Source organism: Candidatus Erwinia haradaeae, assembly GCF_900698935.1.
GTDB lineage: Bacteria > Pseudomonadota > Gammaproteobacteria > Enterobacterales > Enterobacteriaceae > Erwinia_E > Erwinia_E haradaeae_D.
In genome coordinates this window covers 368,110-393,083 of the sequence record NZ_LR217715.1, presented here as the reverse complement: position 1 = coordinate 393,083, position 24,974 = coordinate 368,110, and the positions used below count along the sequence as shown (strand labels likewise).

The following is a 24,974-nucleotide window of genomic DNA, read 5'->3' as shown; positions in this document are numbered from 1 at the left end:
ATGACTACCAAAATGAATCAACCTATATTGATAATTACTATCGATACCGAAGGAGATAACCTTTGGCAAAACAATGATAAAATTACAACAAAAAATACTAATTTTTTACCACGCTTTCAAGAACTATGCGAAAACTATAAATTTAAAACAACTTGGCTCACCAACTATGAGATGTCTATTGATCCACAGTATATTGAGTTTGCTCAAAGCATTATTCATGATAACACTGGTGAAATAGGTATGCACTTGCATGCCTACAATAATCCTCCTTTATATAACCTGACTGGGGACGATCTGCGCTACAAACCATACCTAATTGAATATCCGCCAAATATTATGAGACAAAAGGTCATTTATATTACCTCCGTATTAGAAGATGTTCTCCAAATTAAAATGCGCTCTCATCGCGCCGGTCGATGGGCTTTTAACACTTTTTATGCGCAGTTATTGATTGAGCAAGGTTATCAGGTCGACTGTTCAGTGACACCACGTGTGAACTGGAAATTATCCCCGGGAGACCCTCGCGGGTTTGGTGGCACTGATTATCAAAACTTTCTTGATCACGCTTACTTTATTGACCAAGATGATATATCTAAAGCAGGCCAATCCACACTACTGGAAGTACCAATGAGCACTGATTATAAACATTGCTCTTGGGTCAATACAATGCAAAAAATATACAATATTTCACGAAAGAAAAAAAATAACCCTTCTGTAAATTGGCTTCGTCCTAAAGGTGGAAATGTCACACAGATGATAAATATCGTAAAAAAGACACTATCTAGCAAAAAGGATTACCTTGAATTTATGATTCATTCTTCTGAATTAATGCCTGGAGGTAGTCCAACCTTTAAAAATAAAAACGATATCGATGCATTATACCGTGATCTAGAGACACTATTTGACTATTTAAGTATACGCACAAAAAGTATGAGCTTATCAGAATATTATTCTGTAAAAACTAAAAACTGCGGGTATCTAAATTAAAAATAACACTGTCACCTCAAAATCTATAAATACAGAATACCACAATATAATATAAAAACTGTAGCGGCATTGATGGCGCAATGTTCTGAAACATCGGTTTTACCAGCGCAACACACTCTTATGCAAAAATATCTTAACTTTTGAAACGCTTACTACAGCATGCAAAAATACTAACTCTGAATACAATGAAACATAAAACTTATATTAGTAGAAAATTCAGAATAATACACATTTGTACTGCTATATTGTTTCTAGAAACTGATTGTTATTTACGCCATAATTTATAGTAATGAATCAACCCATTAGTAGAACTGTCATGACTACTAACATCTTTTGCATCAGATAGATTTAGAAAAATACGATTAGCTAGTTGTTTCCCTATATCAACCCCCCATTGATCAAAGCTAAAAATATTGAGGATGGCCCCTTGAGTGAAAACCTTATGTTCATATAGTGCCATTAACGATCCAAGAGTATATGGAGTCAGATCACGTAATAAGATCGAATTAGTCGGACGGTTGCCTTCTAGTATTTGATAAGGAATCACATTTTTAGACAATATAGCATCTTTTCTAGTAGTAATAAATTCATTTTCGATTTCCTCACGTGATTTACCAAAGGCTAAAACTTCGGTTTGCGCAAAAAAATTAGACATTAATTTTTCGTGATGATCCCCTAATTTATTATGAGACATCGCAGAGGCAATAAAATCACACGGTATTAATTTAGTGCCTTGATGAAGGAACTGATAAAATGAATGTTGACCATTAGCACCTATCTCGCCCCAAATAATTGGACTAGTCTGATAAGATACAACCTTACCACTACGATCAATACATTTACCATTAGACTCCATATTCACTTGCTGAATATAGGAGACAAAACGATGCATATACTGATCGTGCGGTAAAATTGCTTCTGTTTCTGAGCAGAAAAAGTTATTATACCAGATGCTAATTAAAGCTAGCAATACAGGTAAACTCTGTTCTGGTGGAGTCTCAGAAAAATGACGATCCATAGCATGAGCCCCACTTAAAAATTTTTCAAAGTTCTTAAAACCAATAGACAATACAATTGATAAGCCAATAGATGACCATACCGAATAGCGACCCCCTACCCAATCCCATAACTCAAACATATGATGAGCATTAATACCAAATTCACTTACTGCCTTTCTATTACTCGATAAAGCGATAAAATGTTTTTGTATGTCTGTCTCTTGTCCAAAAGTTAAAAACCACATACGCGCGCTATGCGCATTAGTCATAGTTTCTTGAGTTGTAAAAGTTTTAGAGGCAATCAGGAATAGAGTAGTATGCGGAGTTAATTTCTTTAATATTTCAGTAATCTGCGTACTATCAACATTGGATATAAAATGTATCCTTAGATGATTTTTGTACGGTCTCAGAGCCTCAGTCACCATATATGGACCAAGATCTGAACCCCCAATACCAATATTCACTACATCAGTAATCGCTTGCCCACTAAAACCCTTCCATTGACCACTAATCACAAGATCAGAAAACACTTGCATTTGTTTTAATACTTTATTAACTGCAGGCATTACATCTTTGCCATCAATCAACATTGGAGAATTTGTACGATTGCGCAAAGCTACATGCAGTACTGCACGATTTTCAGTACGGTTAATCTTTTCACTGGAAAACATGGAAGAAATTGCACTTCGTAAATCAGTTTCTCTTGCTAATTCCTGCAGGTTTTTAAGTGTTTCGCGTGTGATAATATTTTTTGAAAAATCTAACAAAATCTGGTTGTTAAACATAAGAGAAAAAGCAGAGAAACGTTGATGATCGTTATAAAATAGATCACGAATTTTCACATCTTTCATTTTTTGAAAATGATCATGAAGCGCTTTCCAAGCAATAGTTTTTGTTGGATTAATATTATTCATACAACCTACTTTTATGAATGGTACTAGCCTGACATAAAGATATAATATTTATTACTATTATTCATAATATATATTGCTGCCTCAGACTCATATTGCTTTATGAATGCAATCATTTTAGCCTTAGGTACAACGTAACTAGCAACTGTTTTCAATAATGAAATTCTCCGTTGCTATTATGAGAAAGCATTAAACATTCTATATACAAATCGACATTATAAACGAAAGGTTTTATCTAACATGCCATATATTATATATATCAACCTCATACTGATATTTATCAGATTCATACGTTGCACCCTATAAACAGAACCTTTTTGCTTATGCACAAACACTATGCACCAGTATGCAAGACAAAATATATTGTTACCGTTATATATTTTAATTTTATCTATATATCTATATAACACCCCATGATTATTACGAACACATTAATCCTCACAACACTATAGCAATAGTCGATTCTTAATACACATTACTGCAACGTGCATCATACACAATAGGTATGGGTAGATTATAGAATCTAGTCATATTGCTCATGCATACATGTTTCAGATTTTCGCATTGATGCATGTACTGGCACCGCATCCAGAAAAAAGCTCTATGGTGATGGAAAAAATGTCTAAATCAGAGTAATGCCTTTCACATAGTGATTTTGGAGAATCCAATATAATAATCATCACATCTTATATTATACTTATTCCCTAAAAAATTTATTTGATACATGCTCAACACATAGCACAATACAATAAAATAAACCAAGACTACATCTTATAATCTTGATGCATCTGATATGTCTGCTAGAATGCCTATGATGCTGTGTTTAAACACCATATTTAACCCACAAGCTAATAATCGATCTTCCAAGAGAGCTACATAATTGACCTCTGCTGTATTTAGGTACACCATTCATGTTATGCATGCATTTAACCAAGTTGTGTCGCGACATGTCAGTCGATGAATAGTTTTCAGTTAGTGATCTATGATAACAAATCATATCAGTCGTTATCGGAAAAATTAATATCTCGGTAATACTACGGATATGCTATGGTACTCTTCACTTCAATGGTGCTTGCGGTACTCGGATGTCTGAGAGGAATGACAAAGCTTATGATGTTATCATTATCATTACTAATATTATTCCTCAACTGAAGAGGAATAGTTTAATAATCTCAACAAGATTTTTTGTGATCGCAAAAGACCACTAGTGTATTTTGTATACAACTATAGAAAAAATATAAACAATAAACATTGTCATGAGCGATAATACAAAATTTAAAAAATATTAAAAACGGAATATCTGAGTCACTTCATCTTGCTAGATCTAACTTTACAGCTAAAAATCTAGCAATACTAAAAACCAGTAAGCTAAAATATTTAAAAACACTGCTTTGTTTTGGTAGTCAGAAACATGTATATATTACAGTATAGCTCTACGCATTGAACTAGATATGACTAAAATAATAGTGTGATAAACATATCATAACTGTTGAATTTATGAAAATAAAAATATTAAATAGAACTATCTGTACAATCTTTATGAGTATTAGTGCCTTCATAGTGAGATTGATGTATACATTAATATTCTAACTATTACTTCATCTATCTAATCTAATCATCCAAACAACAGTATAAATATACTCCACAAACCAAATAATATTCGCCTTGCAAGCATTGACAGTGAGTACATAACTCAAAAAATATTTCTCTTACATATTAATTATTATATATCCTGAATACCATTATATAAAATCTCTCTACATATTCATGTATACAGATAAATAATCACATACTATAACATATACTCTAGTGTCAATTTAATAGATAAAAATAAACTCTAAATGTGAAAACACAAAGAAAATCTCGAAGATCTTGTATCTTATAATTGCTCAGTGCGCATATATAGGTATTTTTTTAAAGTATACAATTTTCTAAAAATACTGATACTTGTATTAATGCGATCGTGATATTAATATTAATAATTTAATCATCTAAAAACTTATCCCTGTAATTAGTTGTTACGGAATCATAAAAGTATGATCATTATATGCATTGGAAGAATCTTTATAATTCCACACTATTATAAGAATAATGCTCATTATTAATATCTGACTTATGTTAATGTAACATCTATATCATTTGACTTGTAGAATTCAATTCTAAATGACTGCTAATCTATATACAGATTAATAAATCATAAATAAAATAAAAATATCAATCACACTTAAAAATAACAATCATGCTAGTTAAAATTCACAGTCTTAATTTTTAGACAAAGATGATGTATATTGACACGCAAGACAAAGATAAAGACCAAGTCTATTTGCTGAAGTCTTGGTACAATACTTTTAGTTACCTTTATAAATATTCTTTATACATTAAACAGAAAATGTATTATATCTCCGTCTTCCACTATATACTCTTTTCCTTCTGATCGCATTTTTCCCGCCTCCTTCGCCTCCTTACTTCCTTTACACGTAATAAAATCTTTAAAGGAAATAGTTTGCGCACGAATAAAACCTTTTTGAAAATCACTATGAATTTTACCAGCCGCCTGCGAGGCTGTAGCACCAATCGGGATAGTCCATGCTCGAACTTCTTTCTTGCCTACGGTAAAGTAAGTATGTAGCTTTAAAAGCTTATAACTCGCCTGAATAATACGCTGAAGACCGGTTATTGTGATGCCCAAAGAAATCATAAACTCCTTGCGTACATTCTCTTCCAACTCAGAAAGCTCATACTCAAGAGACGCACAGATCGTTACTACATCTACACCCTCTATTGCAGCAATTTTATATACTTTATTCAGGTATATATTATTTGTAAAACCATCTTCATGTACATTCGCAATGTATATACTTGGCTTGAGAGTAAGTAAATTCAAACTACAAATAAAGCCTTGATCTGGAGCACTAAGCGACAAGGTGCGCAATCCACCGAATTGTTCTAGATGTGATATGCATTTTTTTAACACAGACTTCTGCACATCCACATCTTTATCATTGATGGGACTTTTTTTCTCTATGCGTAGTAAGGCACGCTCACAAACCTCTAAATCAGCTAAAACCAACTCGGTTTGAATGATTGCAATGTCATCAGCCGGATCAACTCTATGATTAATATGTATGATATTATCATTCTGAAAACAACGTACTACATGGATAATTGCTTCAGTTGAGCGGATATGCGTTAAAAACTGATTCCCTAATCCCTCACCTTTAGATGCCCCCTTCACTAAACCAGCGATATCTACAAACTCTATACTAGCAGGTATAACACATTGTGGATGTACAATCTTTTCTAATTGTTCTAAACGTATATCTGTTATCGCCACCACTCGACTATGAGGCTGAATTGTACAAAAAGGAAAATTTTCAGCTTCTACACTCGATTTTGTCAAAGCATTAAACAATGTAGACTTCCCAACATTGGGCATGCCTACAATTCCACATTTTAAACTCATTGTTTAACCTCATATAAAAATACTGTATAAGATACAGATCTCCCTATCGTTTATAGATATCAAAACCCCAAAAAAATGGTTAAGAATGTGTTATTCCTATTTCAAAATTACTAAAAGTTTCTAAGTATAATATCACGAAAAATTCTTGCAGCAGCCTCTGAATATCTTTATAGGATATATTGTTAGCTATTACGCTCCATCTAGGATTATATTACCCATATCATATCTCTGTATAATGATATCATTTAGTGAAATATTATTGTATCTTGTACCTTTCGGATAATTATAAAATTCTTTATCTTTGTAAGATGCAAATCTATAATTCCTCTATCATTAGAATAGCCAAATAAATAATATATCAACCATATATGTATTGAACAATTTTACGTAATGTTAATTACATGCAAAAATACAGATGAAAGTATCATAATACAACTATTGATAATCTAATAAGATTGAATATCTTGCAGCTACATAATTCAACTCATAAATAATATAACTTGTTTAATTTTACATACACAATCCGTTCTTATAATATAATTGATATATATATTATTTAGTGATACTCTATTAATCACCTACACATATGTGAAAACTACCTATATTATAAGAAAAGATGTTATTTAACACATTTATAAAATTAAATATGAAAATACAAAGATAAAATATTAAAAATATAAATACTCTGAAATAATAACTTACATTAAATCAAGAAATGCTATACTGTAATTTGAGGATAAAAATCACGATACTTTCGGATTGACCTATGAGAAAAAATAAAATAGCAATCATTTCGAGTAAAGCCATCTAACCCGTGAATAATATTATTAAAACTAAAAAATAACAAAAAACTAGTGTAGTATTAGTGTGGTGTAGTCGTAATCTATGAGATAATATTATATAAACTCAGCATATTTCCCTAACTTATACAACAGAATTAATAAGGAGAAAAAAATAATTTTTTACCAATATCAATCTAATATTTTTAATTCTTTTCTCAGTGGATTTATTATTGGTTTATTACAATAGATCAACAGCTCAATTAAAAATTCATCATAATCCCGGGGAAAGATATGTACAACAAAATTAGCATACTAAGTATATGATTACGCGTTTTTTATGCACGCTTCTTACAGATTCTTAGATAACATTTTTCTATGTGTATGAATAGACATAATAATTCCAAACCCCGCCATCAGAACAACAAGAGAAGAACCTCCGTAACTAATCATTGGTAGTGGTACCCCTACTACCGGTAAGAGACCGCTAACCATGCCAATATTCACAAAAACATAAATAAAAAAAACTAATGTCATACCACCTGCTATCACTCGACCAAAAGTAGTCTGAGCTTGCGCTGCTATCATTAATCCACGTACAACAAGAAGCACGTAAAGCAAAAGTAAAAAAATCACTCCAATGAAACCAAACTCTTCTGCTAGAACAGAAAAAATAAAGTCTGTATGTCGTTCCGGTAAAAATTCTAACTGCGACTGAGTACCTAAAAGCCATCCCTTTCCTGGGAAACCACCAGATCCAATCGCAATTTTTGACTGAATAATATGATAACCAGCTCCTAGTGGATCGCTTTCAGGAGAAAGTAAAATTTTAATACGATTGCGCTGATAGTCATGCATAAAAAAATACCACAGGATGGGGATACAGGAAGACACAATCAGTATTGCAATGACAATGAAAGTCCAGCTCATGCCTGATAAAAACAGTACAAAACAACCAGAACAGGCAATCAGGATGGCAGTTCCTAGATCAGGTTGTACAGCAACTAATAGCGTTGGAATAAATATTAATATTAGTATTATAATAGTATTAAATATACTAGGAGGACACATATCACGATTGACACATCTAGCGACTATTAATGGTACAGCGATTTTTGCCACCTCGGATGGCTGAAAACGCATCACCCCACAATCTATCCAACGCTGAGCGCCTTTGCTAACATGTCCAAAAATATCAACTATAATCAGCAACACAAGAGAACAAAAATATACGTAAGGTGACCATCTTTCATAAATACGTGGCGGAATCTGCGCCATCAGCATCATCACCCCGACGCCCATGCTAATTTGAGCAATCTTACGTCCCATCATATTACAATCCTGGCCACTAGCACTCCATATAATTAATCCACTAAAGACTAACAGAATCGTAATAATTAAACAAAAAAACGGATCGATATGAGCGCGATTCCAGATTGTTTTTTCCTGTTGGTGAGTAACCATAATCAATTAATTATCTCCACAAACTGGGCAATATAATGATACCTACAGCAGACTAAGCTTTATTTTGTATACTAGCCATATAATAATCAAGAATTTGACGTGTAATTTTTCCGATGGATATACCGGTCCCTCCATTCTCAAGAATCACAGCAACTGCAATACGTGGTTTATGATACGGCGCATAAGCAAGCATAACTTTATGATCACGCAGATTCTCATGAAGCGTATTGGCATTATAGGTTTGCGTGTCTTTCAGGCTAAATACCTGTGCCGTGCCTGATTTAGCGCCAATCTTGTATGGGGCATTTGAAAAACTCTTGTTTGCAGTACCATTGGCGTGATTTGCCACACCATACATGCCTTCTTGAGCAATTTTCCAATATTCTCCATTAACCTCACTTATCTGAACAGTAGGAGAATTGTAAAGGTCGCTCCATGATATTTTATGCCCACCTTTAATAACATCCTGAAGCAAATGTGGAATATAAGTTGTACCATTGTTAATTAATAGCATTAGTGCTTTATTCATTTGCATAGGAGTTGCGCTCCAGTAACCTTGTCCAATGCCAACTGAAATAGTATCTCCTAAATACCATTTTTCGTGAAAACGCTGCATTTTCCATTCGCGAGTTGGCATCACACCAGATGTTTCTCCTAAAATATCAATACCAGTAAGACATCCATAACCAAATTTTTTCATCCATTCACTTAACTGATTAATACCTATATCATACGCAATCTTATAAAAAAACGTGTCTGAAGATTCTTCTAGTGCTTTAGTGATATTGAGCATGCCATGCCCTGAGCGTTTCCAATCATGAAAAAATTTTTTAGACTTCGGGAGCTGCCACCAACCAGGATCAAATAGAGTCGTGTCATATGTAATAACTCCAGTCATTAAAGCAGCAATCGTAATATATGGTTTAACTGTTGAGGCTGGGGGGTAAATCCCTTGGGTGGTGCGATTAATTAGTGGACGATTGCTGTCATGAAGCAAAATATTGTATTGATGACGTGAAATACCACTTACAAAAAGATTTGGATCATAATTAGGCATAGAAACCATTGCGAGTATTTCTCCCGTACGCGGATCAGTGACAACTGCAGCGGCACGGCTGCCTTCTAAGAGACTGGTAATATACTGTTGCAGTTTAAGGTCAATAGTTAAATCAATATTCCTACCTGGCTGAGATACTGTTTCATGCAGCTGGCGAATTACCCTACCATGGTGATTCACTTCCACTGCTGCGTATCCCATCTTCCCATGTAAGATGTTTTCATAATAACTTTCAATACCTAATTTTCCAATATCACGAGTTGCTATATAATTAGACCATGCACCATTGTTTTTTAGACGATTAACATCATTATGATTGATTTTTGATACATACCCAAGTACATGTGTTAGAGTCGATCCATACGGATAGAATCGCTCTTGATAACTTGCTATCTCTACACCATGAAATCGATACTGATTTACTGCAAATCTAGCAATTTGTAATTCAGTGAGACTAGTTTTCAATACAATAGATGTAAAAATATGCGTACGTTTCCGTTCTTTTTGAAAAGCATCTAATTCTTGAGAAGTAAGGTTAACCAATGGCTGAAGTTGTTTTAAAGTCACAGCTAGGTCCTCAACTTTTTCTGGTACTAACTTAAGCTGATAGACTGTTCTATTACATGCAATTAAAACACCATTCCGATCGCATATTAGACCTCTTCTAGGGATTTCTGGAACTAGTTTAATACGGTTGGCATTAGCACGAGTACTGTAGTCAGTATATTGGATTACTTGCAGAACATAGAGATTAAGAAGTAAGATAGAAGAAAGACACAAAACGCCTAGAAAAGCAATCAACTCACGCTGTACAAATAATTTTTGTTCAGCGCTGTAGTCACGTAACAAATTATCTTTTAATTTCATTCGATACTTATTTTGCTTCTGTTAACATAATTCACAATTATTAAGCATGAAAGTAATTTCCTTCAAGACCTTATTATAACCTTATTCAATCTTGTATAACGTAGATGTAAGGAAGTAGCTGTAGAAAAAACCATCAGTAATTAAGATGTATACATCAATTTTATAAATCAAATGACCCCAAGCATCTAAACATCAACAAACATAATTTGTGTTTCTTAGTCGCTCAAAGATAATCAGATTATGTATTTCTTTAGTCCGTCAATTCCAATTAATACAAATAAACATGAGGCATCAATTTTACAGGTAATAATTACTAATAAACTGATATTTGTTTTACATGTTATTAATTTTTAACATATTTTCATATAAAGTAATCTGAATAAATATTGATTAAAGCACCCTGAACTACTATTATACTGCTTTCGCATTAGATTCTAAACTGAATGCTTGAAACATCGCTAATCATATATCACTATCACGCATATCTCTATTTTTAATTAAATAAAATATATACCACATATATAGTGTTGAATCGGTTATTTCTAATAATACACTATTAGCTCATATCAACATTATAAATGATAGGCTTCATAAGCACATTATTATATATACCTGTTACTTCAGACATAACCTAATCTCTATACTATTCAGTATAGATATTTAAGATATACTTCTATTCTATGTTTGCTATGCAAAATAGATATATTTTCTCATTGCTCTCTAAGTATTTAAAATTAAATATAATAAAACTCGAAAAATTAAGTAGTGATATATATGTTTTTAACAGGGTTATTATCTACATTCAAATATATTAAAGATACTAAAAATACTCTATTCTTTTCCTGAAGTCTTTGCTCAAAGTATATCACAATAATATATATCTTAAGTAAACATCACGAATTCTCTTTAAATGATTCTATTTGTTAATAAAATCCTAATATATTTTCCTTAATTTAGAATGAGTATAATTTTACACATTGGCGATATCATCTTTCCTCTGTTATCTAAAGATATCATAAAACCATCCTTTCATTAGTTAGAAAGTATCTATAATATTTTACATATACCTTGTTCTAGCTATTTTCAATCAAATACATATTGATAATATATAGTGTACTTTTTAAAACAGTATACATGAGTTTTCATTGTGAATATTGAAGTCTTATCTTCCAAGACGACCAGTCACTATGAAATATCTTGCTGAATATTATTCTTTTCATCGTTACCGCATTATAGAAACTGAATAAATTAACATTATGTTAAAAGCATATTTGATACTTCAAAGAAGTATACCTCAGTATATCAGTACTTTAAAACTATTTACTTATAAATACTATACTAAGACATTAGTAAATACTCTAATAATTCTATTATAGTGTAGCATACACGAAGAAAAAATTAGACAGATCACCATTAAAATATTTATACTGTAAATCTATGCACTTCTATTTTATTCAATCCAATAAAAAACATATTACCAAAAGAGTGATATAATAAATTTACCACATTAATAATCAATATATATTATATAACTTCTCAAGTTCATTTTTTTTAAGCATAGATTCTTTAACAGTTTCTGTATTGCAGTATAATATTACAACTCACTCACAACTGCACGCTGGATTGTTTTACATTGGTTTTACTGAGCCTGCTTCCATTAAGCTGACTTCACATAGAAACAAGTCAATAAATGCTATCCATGCTAAATAATCTTTAAGTTAGATTAAATATAAGATAGAAACGTACAGTAACGAGGAACCTACTTGCTAAAAATATATATACTTTCTATCTGCTATCTTTGTATTCTCCTTTCCCACAAACATCCAAGCAGCACAGACCCAACTACAACTCATCGGATTATCTGCAGAGTTAAAATCTAAGATTCAGGAACGCTTATCTACTGCCATCCACAATCAGATGCTGATAGATTCTAGTGTACGATCTCACCTTCATCAAACCATAAAAGAAACGCTAAGAGCCTTAGGATATTATGAACCCCAGATTTCTTTTAATCTTTTACCACCTTCAACTCTTAACGAATACCCTTTACTAACCGTCCAAGTTATACCTGGTCTACCAATTACCCTTTCTGAAGAGATCGTCATACTGAGAGGTATGTCCAACCACGATCATGATTATCTCGCCCTAGTTAAGACGAGCAAGCTCTTAATTGGCAAGATACTGCATCATGAAGACTACGAAAATTTTAAAAATGCTTTAAATAACCTAGCCTTACAAAAAGGGTACTTTGATGCCCATTATAATAAAAGTCAATTAAAGATCTCTATTGCTCGGCACAAAGCATTCTGGTATATCGACTATGATAGTGGGCCACGTTATCATTTCGGTAATACCATTTTTACTGGTTCGCAAATCCGTGAAGACTTTTTAAAAAATTTAGTTCTATTTAACTAGAGGTGATATCTATACCGCACACAATATAGAAGAGCTCGCTTGGCGCTTATCCGCCACTAGATGGTTTAATTCAGTAGCTGTCATACCAGAAATAAACAAAATAGATACACGCACAATCGTAGTACTGCATGGAGTAGTCACACCCCGTACAAAAAATGTCATTGAAATAGGTCTGGGATCTGCAACGAACATTGGGCCACATGTTAAAACACCATGGGAAAAAAGCGGTTTCAATCAGAAAGGGCATAGTTTTCGTATTATTGCAGATATATCCATGCCTGAAAAAATATAAAATGGACTTATAAAATACCAATATTCAAAAACCCACTCAAGCAATATTATCTATTGCAGGGTACCCTAAAACATATTAACCTCAATGACACTAAGTCTAATGCTTCCGCTCTAACAATCTCACAATACTGGGACTATTCTAGTGGATGGCAGTTGGCCACCCACCTACACTGGATATTTGACCATTTTACACAAGGTAGTACAAGAAATACTGCCATCCTAATCTATCCAAGCTTAACTTTAGATCGCACCCGTGCATCCGATACATTCATGATGCCGACTTGGGGGGATTCACAGTATTATTCTGTTGATTTGTCTAATTCCTTCTGGGGATCTTACATGAATTTTCTAATACTGAAAGTTCATAATATATGGATCCGTACGCTTCAAGAAGACCATCGCTTTATTGCATGCGTCAATTTAGGGTGGATAATGACTAAACGATTTGAGACAGCACCACCAGATCTTCGTTTTTTTTCGGGCGGTGATCACAGCATTCGCGGTTATACATATAAAGAACTTGCACCACATGATAGCACCGGAAAACTAATGGGTGCTTCAAAGTTAGCAACAAGCTCAATAGAATATCAATACCATATCTATAAGAACTGGTGGATCACTATCTTTGTTGATTCAGGCGTCTTGATGCTCGATGCTCATAAAAATGATATTCACAGTGGTGCTGGTTATGGTGTACGCTGGCATTCTCCGATTAGTCCAATAAAATTTTATGTTGCACGCCCTATGTTTACGCATAATGCGTATAACATGCAATTATATATTAATCTAGGACCTGAATTATGAAAGGTTATAAAAAAGCCCTAATTAGTATACTAACCTTCACCCTTATACTATCTTGTAGCATATTTGTTATAGTAGGAACTACAGTTGGCGCACAGCTAGTGTTATATACTGCAAAACAATACATCCCGAGTCTCGATATACAAAAAATAGATGGTACTTTAAATCATCTAACTTTGATGAATCTATTCTATACCGTATCTGATACAACAGTTGAGGTCAAAAAAGTACATATTGCACTCCGTGTTAGTAATTTGATAGAAGGCAAAGTCTGTCTGAATGAGTTAATGCCATAAGATGTGAATATATTTATAAATAAAAATCAACTTTCTAGAACAAACAAGAATCTCATCAATACAAGCAAGAACAACATCTTCACAGCTACTTACCCAGTTATACTAAGTCATATAACTCTTCATAATGTCAATTTTAAAACAGAGCACATTATCATTTCTATTTCTTCTTTTATCGGAGGTCTAAATTTTCAAAAGAATGAAATAACAGTCACACCCTCATACATGCAGGGACTAATCATTACATTACCCAAATCTACTCTGAAAACTCCCAAAAAACAGACAACTACACCGAACTATAATATAGAAACACTAGCTATAAATGCATACGCTATTAGCAAAAAACTTCACACATTATGTATGCAATCTATTCTTCCAAGGTTACCCGCATTAGATCTATCCATTACCGTCAATCTAATGCAATTGCTCTGCGAGAATATGTCTTATGTTGGAAATACCCAGTTTTTTATGAATCGTATTTGAATAACAGGTTGTATACAGAATAAAAAATTGCAACTGAAGCATCTGTTGATTGATTGTCCTCAAGGTATCGTCAACATCACAGGTCAAATAATTCTTACTGGAACCTATCCTCTTAAATGCATCATACATAATGTTGTCAAAATTACTTCACTTCAATATGAGCAAATTAAAATTAATATAAGTGGTGAATTATGTCACACTCTGAAATTAAAACTAAAGTTATCTGGTTCAACAGAAGCACTAATCACTCTGTAAAGAAATCTTTCTAATGTGGGCCTACCTATGAGTATACACTTCTATAGCCCTCAATTATTTTTGCCACAAAAAAGATCAGTCAAATGTAAAGCCAAGAATGTGTGCTTTATTTTAAATGGTAATATGAAAAACTACACCCTATCGCTTCAAGCAGAATTAGACGGAAAACACATGCCACCCGCAATGCTCACTATCAACGGTAAAGGTGGCTTAAACAAACTTACTATCTAGCAATCACATCTCACTACCTCGCAAGGAAGCGCTAAATTACAAGGAGAAATTAACTGGCATAAAGTAATTAATTGGCACGGAACATTCACTCTCTCTAATATTGATACCACGCAGTATTTCCCTAAGTTGACATCAAATATAAGCGGAAAAGTTATTACTCATGGAAGTTTATATTATAGTCAGCTGAAAAGAATAATAGCACCGCCAATGCATTACAGATACACAATCTAAAGATACAACTTACATTAACAGGACAAGTGTCACATCGCCGCTTTAATATATCTGGCTCTATGTATAGGGACAACCCTAATCAATGGCATACACAAAATGTAAATATCGGAATTGGTCATAATAAAATCATACTCAAGGGTTTCCTAACAAACCAGATACATTTAGATGTTAACGTGAATGCTAAAAATTTAAATCATATCCATCCAATACTACACGGTAGTCTACAAGGAGTATTCTATGTGTGAGGTAACCACATAGAACCAATATTATTTACCAATGTTGCTGCGTATAATTTAAAATATAGAACCATATTGGTTAATTATATGCATCTTTATGGATCAATCTTTGCTAGCAATACAATACAGAGTCACATGAACCTACGTGTTGAAAAATTCAAAAAGAACGCAGAAAGCATGAATTTGCTTTAATTAAAAGCTAGTGGAACTCCTATGAAACATAATTTATGTATTCATATACAAGGCACGCCAATTTCTGGGACAATCGATATCCCAGGTTCTCTCAATTTTCTAAAAAAGACATGGACCGGAAACCTTGAGCGTACATGTCTATCTACACCATTAGGTTATGTGGCAATTAACTAAGAAGGCTACTGTTAATTATCTATATAGCAAAAACATATTGGTGATTGGTATGCACTGCTGGAGCAATCCAAACATGTGGATATACATACCACAGATCAAATACACAGCACTATATGGTGATGCTAAAATCATATTTCATGATTTAAATCTGATGATTTTTAAGCTATTGATACCACATACAACTCAGGTATCAGGAATCATTGGCAAAGGCGATACACATCTTAAATGGAGCTTGTATGAATCTTGGTTCAATGGCACGGTATCTTTGATAGGTGAGAATGTAACAATTTATTATAAGGTAGAAGGGGAAAATATACCTATTCCTTTAAAGAAAGTACAACTTAATATAGTATTAACTAAAGATTGCATACAGATTAAAAGCCTAATTGATCTTGCTAACCATGGCACATTAGATGCCAAATTTCAAATTTCTAATCTTCATAAACAACGTATGTTATTCGGTGCCCTGCATATTCATTCTCTTTCTATCAGTACATTAAATCCTGCGCTTATTCCAGGTGAAAAAATCTCTGGAATGCTCAATACCAATTTACGCTTCGGTGAGAATTTAAAACAACCAAAAATTTTTGGCAAAATTCATCTTAATAATACTTGTTTGGAAAATAACCTTATCCCTATTAAATTCACTCGCTCTCAATTCACTATTAATTTTAAGGGTATGCGCTCAACTTTAAAAGCAGTAATCCATGCTGCACAGGGGAAGATAACTTTAAATGGAGAAGCTGCGTGGGACCAAATAGATCATTGGTACACACGTATCTCTATGATAAGCGATAGAATAAGCGTCATCATACCACCTCATATACACATGGATATTGTACCAAATCTACTATTTACGGCTACACCAAAATTATACACTCTTATGGGTTATATTAATGTTCCATGGGCTCATTTTTTAGCACAAAAAATACCACGTAGCTCTACGCAAATTTCTTCTGACGAAGTACTTTTAGATAAGAATCTACAACCACTAAAATCAAGATTTCTAACAATACCCACAAAAAGTAAAATTTTAGTACATGTTGGCAGCAATGTCAGTATACATGCTGTTGGTTTGAGAGGAAAATTACATGGAGATATTGAGATACAAAAAAATCACTACAGCATTAGTATGTATGGAAAGATGCATATCTTATCTGGACATTTACACGCCTACGCCCAAGATCTTTTCATACGAAAAGGAGAATTAAAATTTTCTGGATGCACGATTCAACCATACCTTAACATTGAAGCTATCCGCCATCCAGAGGAAACTGCAGATGATGTTACTGTCGGGGGGTAAGAATCACTGGGCTTTCTAACAATCCCACATGTGAGATTTTTTCCGATCCAGAACAAACGCAAGAAGAAACTTGATCGTATCTATTACATGGTCAAAAAATAGACTCTGCTGGTGATGACAACTACACGCTTCCTTCTACATTGATAGGATGGGGCCTATCTCACAGTGGTACACTAGTAAGTAAAATTGGACGAACATTGAATATCAATCATCTTATACTAGATTCTATTGGAACCGGAGAAAAAAAAACAAGTACAGATGAGCGCAGAGGTTCTACCACACCTGCAGATAAAGTATAGTATTGGTATATTTGATTCTGTAGACAAACTTACTCTACGTTATCAACTCTTTCCAAAATTATATTTAGAAGCTATTTCGGGTATGAATCAAGCTGTGGATTTTCTCTATCACTTTGAGCTTTGATCGTCAATATTTCAATACCAACTATCCAAAAGCGATTTACAATCTTTGATCAAAGATTGTACAGAAACCTTCTTGGTGCAACACCGAAAAATTTTTAATATAGCATTAATTCATATCTATATGCGTGCCATCCGTATGCAGATCAGAATGAAAATAGTTTGTATTACAATCCTAACTTTTTAAAATAATAGTTCTTATTTAATTAAATGATTTTAAATATGTAAGCTAGCATACTAAATGCAGTATCAAAAAAAACACCAAGTATTGTGGAGCACTAAAGCAAGAGTTTTATTATACCCATCCTAGCAAAATACACTCCAAATGCTCGTAAGATTTCTACGACGGCATTTCTATGTGAATTCAAGGTAGGTGATAACATATTGTCATTACCGATCTGGTTTTTGGAATAACAAACTGGTGCGTAACCTTATCAAACCTTAGAATCAGAAACTAAATATGATATAACAGTATCGTAGTGCTGTATTGAGATACATATACAATTGGAAATGTCAAATCATTAATTTAATAAAGAAATGCATAACCACCTAAATAGTTAAAAACCAAAACCAAAAAAAGTAGTTATTTGATCCTCCAACAGCACAAGATATGCATACTATATATAGTAATTCTAATAAATCACAATCATGATTTGATTGATAATTAGAAAGTCGTCTGAAAATATTTATTCTGAACTAGTATTAAAACATGTCTATAATACTGCTACAACTAATGACTGCTTTATGTATTTTCTACACATTTCATCCAAGTTAATCTTCTGTATAAAGATGAATCAATATACTATTACTAATCAGAATACACTGTGACTCTAACGAATAGAAACCTAGCATTGTTAAAGAATATCATTTATCAAATGATGCACGAACACAGAAATATAATGTCCAAAAATCAAGAATACTATGTCTCATCAATCATAATGTGGATCTAAATAAACACAGAACATAAGACTTAATCACACATATCACAATTATGTAGAAATATTACTTATATAATGTTTATTTTTACCTTAAAACCTATAGTCGATTACCCCAGTGAAATCTTAATTCATTAATTTTATCATAAGTTTGCACTTCAATGTTAAAGATCATTGATAGAATATAATCTATGATAATTATAATAGAAGGGTTCAGATAGACAGCGCTTATAAAAAGCTGTCTTTCGACTCATATGTAGTGAACTATGAGCAGCGTATTACATAAAGATGACAAGCAATCAATACCAATACATTCGTTATATCACCAGTATTTATCAGTGATTAAAGATTATAGGCTATAAACTAATCAATATAGGTATCCTAATACATGCAAGTAGACAGAATATAGAATCACTTTACAGAAAACATAAATATATAAAAATCACGCATATTTCCTCGTTTGATTGAATAAAATGTAGCTAATATGCTTGTAAAGCATAGTGCGATAGTAGATATATATGTATCTTTATTATGATACCATCCATCTATTCTTCCACAATCTACGCATAGAGCTTAAAATAAATACACAAACTCTTGCATGTCCTATCATCTAAAATAAATATAATTAAGAGGAATTAAGAATAGTCAGTAGTATAAATGAAAACTAGATTTTTAATCCTAAGATCACTCACTAAATTAGTGTATAGTATTAGTGTGTAATAGAAATAAATGCTATATCAGTGCTCCATCATATTCATAATGAAAATCGTAGTGGCATAGACAATATTAATTTTTATCACACATAGGTTAATATATAGTGATATCAACAACCAACAAAATCATATCGCTCTGGGTCATATGGTCGTACAAGATGGTCTGTGGACCACATTTGAAATATAGATCACGCTTATTATAATTGCATTTATTTTTTACTGCATGATAAAAATCAATGAGTACGCTAGCATAACTTCTCTTTACTCTGTGTATAGCATGATAGGTGCGCTACATTAGTAGTTATCATTAGATATCTACCATAATACATCACATATAGCGAAAATACAGACTCGATCGTACTCTCTTATAGCTAACCCCATAATACTTCTATAATGTACTGAAGCAAAACAGTGGACATACATTCAATGATACAATATATAAGATATATCACTATGATATGATCCTTACGTATAAAAATGATGATAAATCTTTGTGAGGTATTCACAAGTCATTTCATTATTAACTCGTTTCTTTTAATACTATAAAATTATATCATTATTTGAGTGAATTCGCTGTTCGTATTAAGTTGACATGCATTTTAAGATATTAAACTCATACTTTCTGACACTGATTTATGTCATCCTACATCCTATATAAATAAAAAATACCACCACACACGCTGGCTTTTTTGATGCATGATGAAGAAAAAATGCATATATTAATAACCTAATGCGTACTCTACTCCAAAAAAAACAGTGGTTTTGCGACACATGTTATAATATGCAAAATATGACGATTAAAATTCTCGTGATATACATCTGTATTCATAAAATTATACTTTAGAAAAGTACTTGTAATCCTTAAGCCACTCATTTATCTTATTGGTTATGAGGGTAATCGATCTTACAAATACGTCAGATGGAATATTCAAGAACTATTGAATATGTACTTACGTTATTTGATGGAGAAAAGTGAAGCATAAATGAAAGTATAGATACATAAAGACTCACTAACATATTGCATTACTCAATAGGCACACGCCTCCTATGAAGAATAGAATTAAAACCTTTACGAATTACACACTCCTTCTGCATAGAAAAATGATATCACGAGAGCTGATACATCTCAGTTATACAAAAACTCAGAAAGCCATTGATCTCTTAACACCCAGACGTCCATACCACTCAACCCTATAACTAAAGTCAAGAATAGCTCATATCTTTCTGAAGTGTTTAAATAAATCGCAATATTTGGCAAATATATATCAAATCCTGAAAAAATATCTTCACTCCTGATAGGATCAATATTTGGAGAACGCTTCAGCTCTGAGGTAGAAGCAATGATCTATTTTGCATTGAAACACTTTCAAAGTAAAACAGAGATACAATCTTTTATGATTCATTGTTATTGATATAAAAATATCAAATCAAACCTCGACAACAAGAAGGTTGCTTAACCATACACCAGTTTGATGTGCACTGTATAAACGTCATAACTATTAAAGATGATCTATCTCCTGTATGATTATATACTACCGCAAGGTAGTCATAATAATGCACAAAAAACAGGAGTTACAGTTAATGATATATAAAAGTAGAGCGTAAACAATCTTGAAGATAAAAAACTTAAGAGAATATATGGAAAATTATTTACATCATGCCTAAAATTAGGCATTATTCAATGATGTAAAACAAGGGGATTGATCCAGAGGACTTAATGGCTAAAGAAGATAATATTGAAATGCAGGGAACTGTATTAGATACATTACCCAATACAACATTCCGTATTGAATTAGAAAATGGTCATAAAATTATCGCACATATATCTGGTAAAATGAGAAAAAATTACATCCGTATTTTAACAGGCGATAAAGTAACAGTAGAAATTACTCCCTATGACTTAACTAAGGGAAGAATTATCTTTCGTAGTCGATAGAAAATACCATATCGTTTACATAATAGAAGATAGAAACGCGATTTATGCTTAAAATTGCTATGCAAATATATGTTTTGCATTCCATTTCATGTGTTACACGCTTTATACGTTGTAAGAAGCAAACTGTACATAGGATCTATCATTTCTATTATCTTGTATCGTATTCAGACTTTTAAGGATCATGCGTAAAGTACGTTAAGTACTCTGATGAATCCATCTCAATTCACCGAAATAATTGATTCTTACAACAATATTTTCATACATTACAAATTGTATATTTTTAATAGTTTTTCTAATTATAAGAAATCGTAATATACATATATTAATATATTACTCCATGTAATATTAAAAAAGCTTCTATTACCCCCACTGCAAGTATTGAAGTCAATCCACTCAACTGTTTCATATGCATTAATGACTATAGGGATCATGTTTTAATGTGTATGCGTGAGTATAGACCCGCAAAACACATAGCTTTCTCTTTTAGAGGAGCATAAATCATATTTCTTCTGTAGTTTAGATGGATACACACCTTATAACATAAACTCTATATCTTAGTTATACGTGACAGAGGCGCGCTGTGTTGCTAGAAAATCACTCTCTATTAAACTCTTAACATCTCTATTGATGAGATACTAGTACAAAATTTATAGGATACTAATCATAGATAATATCTATACGTACAATTGTGTGATGTTATTTGAAATGCATGAAATACGCATAGAATAATCAAATATAGATCTAATATCAAATTTAAAAAAACCCGCATGGATGCATAATTCATATCAAGTATTCAACTACATCTATCTATAGAAATAGTTAACAATAAAAAACCACTACTTCTAGAATCCACTCATCCACTGAATGTTCTCCACTGACCTATACCAGATATCGCAATATAAAAATTATTTTTAAGATGAATTTAAAATAAATACACTTATGTTAATAATAAATATTAGGAAATACAAACTACATAAAAATAGCTTATTGTATAATTATTAATTTATTTCTATGTTTTAGAAAACTATAAAGTCAGCTAATATACCAAAAAATCCAAAAACAGTTTACGATTTTCTGCTCCATCATAAGTGCATTCATTAATTACCAGATGCTTACTTAGATGTGTTTTTATGATAAAAATCTGTTATGATGTGCATCACCAACTAGTACTTAGTACTGTACTAGTTCTTTATAATATATCTGAAAGGTTATTAGATAAATGGCACCGATTGGTATTTTTTTTGGTAGCGACACAGGTAATACAGAAAGAGTTGCGAAAATGATCCAAATAAAAATTGGACAGCATATCGCAGAAGTTTTTGACATTGCGAATAGCAGTAAAGAAGACCTAGAAAGATTCAATGTTTTACTATTAGGTATTCCAACTTGGTACTATGGCGAAGCTCAATGCGATTGGGATGACTTCTTTCCAATATTAGAAGAAATCAACTTTGCAGGGAAGTTAGTAGCATTATTTGGATGTGGTGATCAAGGAGATTACTCTGATTATTTTTGTGATGCCATGGGGATTGTAAGAGATATTATTCAATCAAGATCTGCATCAATTATAGGTCATTGGCCGACTACAGGTTATAAATTTGAAGCATCTAAAGCGGTAATAGATGAAGCTCACTTCATTGGTTTGACGATCGATGAAGATAGACAACCAGAGCTAACTCAGAATCGCGTTGATCTCTGGACTAAACAAATTTGTATCGAAATGAATCTAGAAAAAATCCTCACACATCAAATATTGATATAAATCATACCATCAGATATTTAATCTGTTTTGGTCCTAGTGCTCAGAATCATACTCTGCAGAGATTATCATATCATGCATCTATTATAGATAACTATATATTTAGGAACACACTATCATCATGTGATTAACTATAAATTAATAACAAAAAAATTATTATCTACTCTCATTGTCATATGGAATTATCCCGAATGGATGAATTATTAATGTAAACGTAAGGGATAATGAGGTCTATAAAACTTGTCCTACATACAGATTTATATGGAAGACTGTATACGAAAGAATACGTTTAGCTCTATTCACTGTCTTGTTCTATTTTAAAAAGTTTCTGTACATCATTATGAGATGCTTTTTCCAAAAAAGCATTGAAAAACTCCATATGCATGCTATGAATAGAACAATTATATATTGTACATCTCATACGCATACTATATACTGTATCAGATATAGATATGATTAATTATATTTATGAGATAGCAGTCTCTCACATAAAAACATTTTTTACTACTAAAAGATGAAAATGGCTGATCCAAGAAGTAAACGCCACCACCTAACTGTAAATTTTGATCAACAATAAAAGGATTTAACATACAACATAAAACTATCAATCATCACTAATATGTCACTTAGCATACATCTACAACTGCATGACTGAATTTTTTATGAGTAATAATCGGTTTTACAGCTCAATCGTTGTCTGATTTATGGATGATAAAAAATTATCAATCACTGATTTTAAGTACTTTTATCTCACCACAGGTGAGGTACTTTTATCATAAATCGTATAATATGTTTGCCTTTAATATGATTTCATGCGGCGTTTTCTGTCACCACAAATATTTCTTTATCTAAAGAAAGGAGCAAGAGCCTAAATTATTTTAAATAATGATAACCTGAAGTAAGGTCGCATAGCACACCATAATATGCTAACGTGATGGATAACTCTAAATATTGCTTCTAACTATTAATAGATCTTTGTCTAGAAATAAAACTTGTAGTCCTCTTCATGAAGAGATACATAGATTTAATTTCAAATTAAACCTATATAATACCAGGCTATAATGTACTAGTGTATGCTAAAACAGCAATACATTATCAAGTAAATAAAGATATCATCTTATTGCTCATCTCTGTTCGTGTACCTCAACTTAACAACGATAATAAATGCTGCTCAATGATATCTATAAGCTTATTCATCAGCGTATAGTATGAGCTTTAACCATATCAGAATTAAATAATATAAAAACTGGAACTGAATGCCTGTATAATTTTAATGAGTAAAGCTAAAGATATACCTATAAAAATCATTTTTGTTCATCATTTTTTACTAAATCACTCATACTTATGGTATCTGATCGAACAAAATTCATAATAAGTAATAACACTCATCCAATACGAGCAGTCAATATTCTTGAATGTCTGCTTGCTTGACAGCTGTTTTTAGAGATTTACCTGATACAAAGACTGGTACTCTTACTGATGCAATATGAATCTTTTTGCCAGTCTTTGGATTACGCCCCATACGCTCTGCGCGTTTATGAATCTTAAAAGTCCCAAAACCTACTAATTGTACGCTATCTCCATTTTTTAAAGCCTGAGTGATTTCTATCAATATCGTCTCTAAAATCACTTTCGCCTGACGCTGAGATAAATCTGCTTTTTCTGAAATTATCTCTAATAATTGAGCTTTATTCATACATCATCCTCATTTTACATATGGCGTTTATTAGTTTCAGTGTAAGAATGTCAATAAATTTGATACTCTTCCGTATGAATCATAT

Annotated in this window: 13 protein-coding genes and 1 pseudogene; 9 read left to right on the top strand and 5 right to left on the bottom strand. The window is 32.3% G+C overall.

Going from position 1 to position 24,974, the window contains the following annotated elements:
• Nucleotides 1-12: 12 nt before the first annotated feature.
• Entirely contained in the window at nt 13-987 is a 975-nt protein-coding gene (locus ERCIKOCA2762_RS01165; RefSeq protein WP_157988396.1) for a polysaccharide deacetylase family protein, read from the top strand.
• A 265-nt stretch (nt 988-1,252) separates the two neighbouring features.
• On the opposite strand, the gene pgi is transcribed toward ERCIKOCA2762_RS01165, so the two are convergent.
• The 4 genes from pgi to mrdA all read right to left on the bottom strand — a co-directional run bounded on the left by pgi (nt 1,253) and on the right by mrdA (nt 10,526).
• Nucleotides 1,253-2,899, bottom strand: a complete 1,647-nt coding sequence (gene pgi / locus ERCIKOCA2762_RS01160) for a glucose-6-phosphate isomerase (protein ID WP_157988395.1) — start codon at nt 2,897-2,899, stop codon at nt 1,253-1,255.
• A 2,368-nt stretch (nt 2,900-5,267) separates the two neighbouring features.
• Complete coding sequence (gene ychF / locus ERCIKOCA2762_RS01155; RefSeq protein ID WP_157988394.1) at nt 5,268-6,359, bottom strand: redox-regulated ATPase YchF; 1,092 nt, start codon at nt 6,357-6,359, stop codon at nt 5,268-5,270.
• A 1,130-nt stretch (nt 6,360-7,489) separates the two neighbouring features.
• Nucleotides 7,490-8,602, bottom strand: a complete 1,113-nt coding sequence (mrdB, locus tag ERCIKOCA2762_RS01150) for a peptidoglycan glycosyltransferase MrdB (protein WP_157988393.1) — start codon at nt 8,600-8,602, stop codon at nt 7,490-7,492.
• A 52-nt stretch (nt 8,603-8,654) separates the two neighbouring features.
• On the bottom strand, nt 8,655-10,526 hold the full coding sequence (gene mrdA / locus ERCIKOCA2762_RS01145) for a peptidoglycan DD-transpeptidase MrdA (RefSeq protein ID WP_157988392.1): 1,872 nt from the start codon (nt 10,524-10,526) through the stop codon (nt 8,655-8,657).
• 1,776 nt (nt 10,527-12,302) lie between these two features.
• Here mrdA and tamA point away from each other — a divergent pair.
• The 8 genes and pseudogenes from tamA to fldA all read left to right on the top strand — a co-directional run bounded on the left by tamA (nt 12,303) and on the right by fldA (nt 23,196).
• Nucleotides 12,303-14,036, top strand: a pseudogene (gene tamA / locus ERCIKOCA2762_RS01140) (autotransporter assembly complex protein TamA).
• Nucleotides 14,033-14,329, top strand: coding sequence for a hypothetical protein (locus ERCIKOCA2762_RS01135; RefSeq protein WP_157988391.1), 297 nt, complete (start codon nt 14,033-14,035; stop codon nt 14,327-14,329). Before tamA ends, ERCIKOCA2762_RS01135 begins: the two are co-directional and overlap by 4 nt.
• A 525-nt stretch (nt 14,330-14,854) precedes the next feature.
• Nucleotides 14,855-15,064, top strand: a complete 210-nt coding sequence (locus ERCIKOCA2762_RS01130; protein WP_162298006.1) for a hypothetical protein — start codon at nt 14,855-14,857, stop codon at nt 15,062-15,064.
• A gap of 911 nt (nt 15,065-15,975) precedes the next feature.
• Complete coding sequence (locus ERCIKOCA2762_RS01125; protein WP_157988390.1) at nt 15,976-16,128, top strand: hypothetical protein; 153 nt, start codon at nt 15,976-15,978, stop codon at nt 16,126-16,128.
• Between the two features lie 151 nt (nt 16,129-16,279).
• Nucleotides 16,280-17,431: a translocation/assembly module TamB domain-containing protein gene (locus ERCIKOCA2762_RS01120; RefSeq protein WP_157988389.1), complete on the top strand. Its 1,152-nt coding sequence runs from the start codon at nt 16,280-16,282 to the stop codon at nt 17,429-17,431.
• Nucleotides 17,432-17,659: 228 nt separating this feature from the next.
• Nucleotides 17,660-17,854: a hypothetical protein gene (locus ERCIKOCA2762_RS01115; protein WP_157988388.1), complete on the top strand. Its 195-nt coding sequence runs from the start codon at nt 17,660-17,662 to the stop codon at nt 17,852-17,854.
• Nucleotides 17,855-21,215: 3,361 nt separating this feature from the next.
• On the top strand, nt 21,216-21,434 hold the full coding sequence (infA, locus tag ERCIKOCA2762_RS01110; RefSeq protein ID WP_157988387.1) for a translation initiation factor IF-1: 219 nt from the start codon (nt 21,216-21,218) through the stop codon (nt 21,432-21,434).
• Nucleotides 21,435-22,653: 1,219 nt separating this feature from the next.
• Entirely contained in the window at nt 22,654-23,196 is a 543-nt protein-coding gene (fldA, locus tag ERCIKOCA2762_RS01105) for a flavodoxin FldA (RefSeq protein WP_157988386.1), read from the top strand.
• A 1,399-nt stretch (nt 23,197-24,595) separates the two neighbouring features.
• On the opposite strand, the gene ERCIKOCA2762_RS01100 is transcribed toward fldA, so the two are convergent.
• Entirely contained in the window at nt 24,596-24,889 is a 294-nt protein-coding gene (locus ERCIKOCA2762_RS01100) for an HU family DNA-binding protein (RefSeq protein ID WP_157988385.1), read from the bottom strand.
• Between the last annotated feature and the right edge of the window lie 85 nt (nt 24,890-24,974).

Excerpts from the sequence above, each read along its gene's own strand:
- fldA (WP_157988386.1), top strand. The coding sequence starts at position 22,654 with ATGGCACCGATTGGTATTTTTTTTGGTAGCGACACAGGTAATACAGAA.
- mrdB (WP_157988393.1), bottom strand. The coding sequence starts at position 8,602 with ATGGTTACTCACCAACAGGAAAAAACAATCTGGAATCGCGCTCATATC.
- ERCIKOCA2762_RS01100 (WP_157988385.1), bottom strand. The coding sequence starts at position 24,889 with ATGAATAAAGCTCAATTATTAGAGATAATTTCAGAAAAAGCAGATTTA.
- infA (WP_157988387.1), top strand. The coding sequence starts at position 21,216 with ATGGCTAAAGAAGATAATATTGAAATGCAGGGAACTGTATTAGATACA.
- ERCIKOCA2762_RS01125 (WP_157988390.1), top strand. The coding sequence starts at position 15,976 with ATGAAACATAATTTATGTATTCATATACAAGGCACGCCAATTTCTGGG.
- mrdA (WP_157988392.1), bottom strand. The coding sequence starts at position 10,526 with ATGAAATTAAAAGATAATTTGTTACGTGACTACAGCGCTGAACAAAAA.
- pgi (WP_157988395.1), bottom strand. The coding sequence starts at position 2,899 with ATGAATAATATTAATCCAACAAAAACTATTGCTTGGAAAGCGCTTCAT.
- ychF (WP_157988394.1), bottom strand. The coding sequence starts at position 6,359 with ATGAGTTTAAAATGTGGAATTGTAGGCATGCCCAATGTTGGGAAGTCT.
- ERCIKOCA2762_RS01120 (WP_157988389.1), top strand. The coding sequence starts at position 16,280 with ATGATTTTTAAGCTATTGATACCACATACAACTCAGGTATCAGGAATC.
- ERCIKOCA2762_RS01135 (WP_157988391.1), top strand. The coding sequence starts at position 14,033 with ATGAAAGGTTATAAAAAAGCCCTAATTAGTATACTAACCTTCACCCTT.
- ERCIKOCA2762_RS01165 (WP_157988396.1), top strand. The coding sequence starts at position 13 with ATGAATCAACCTATATTGATAATTACTATCGATACCGAAGGAGATAAC.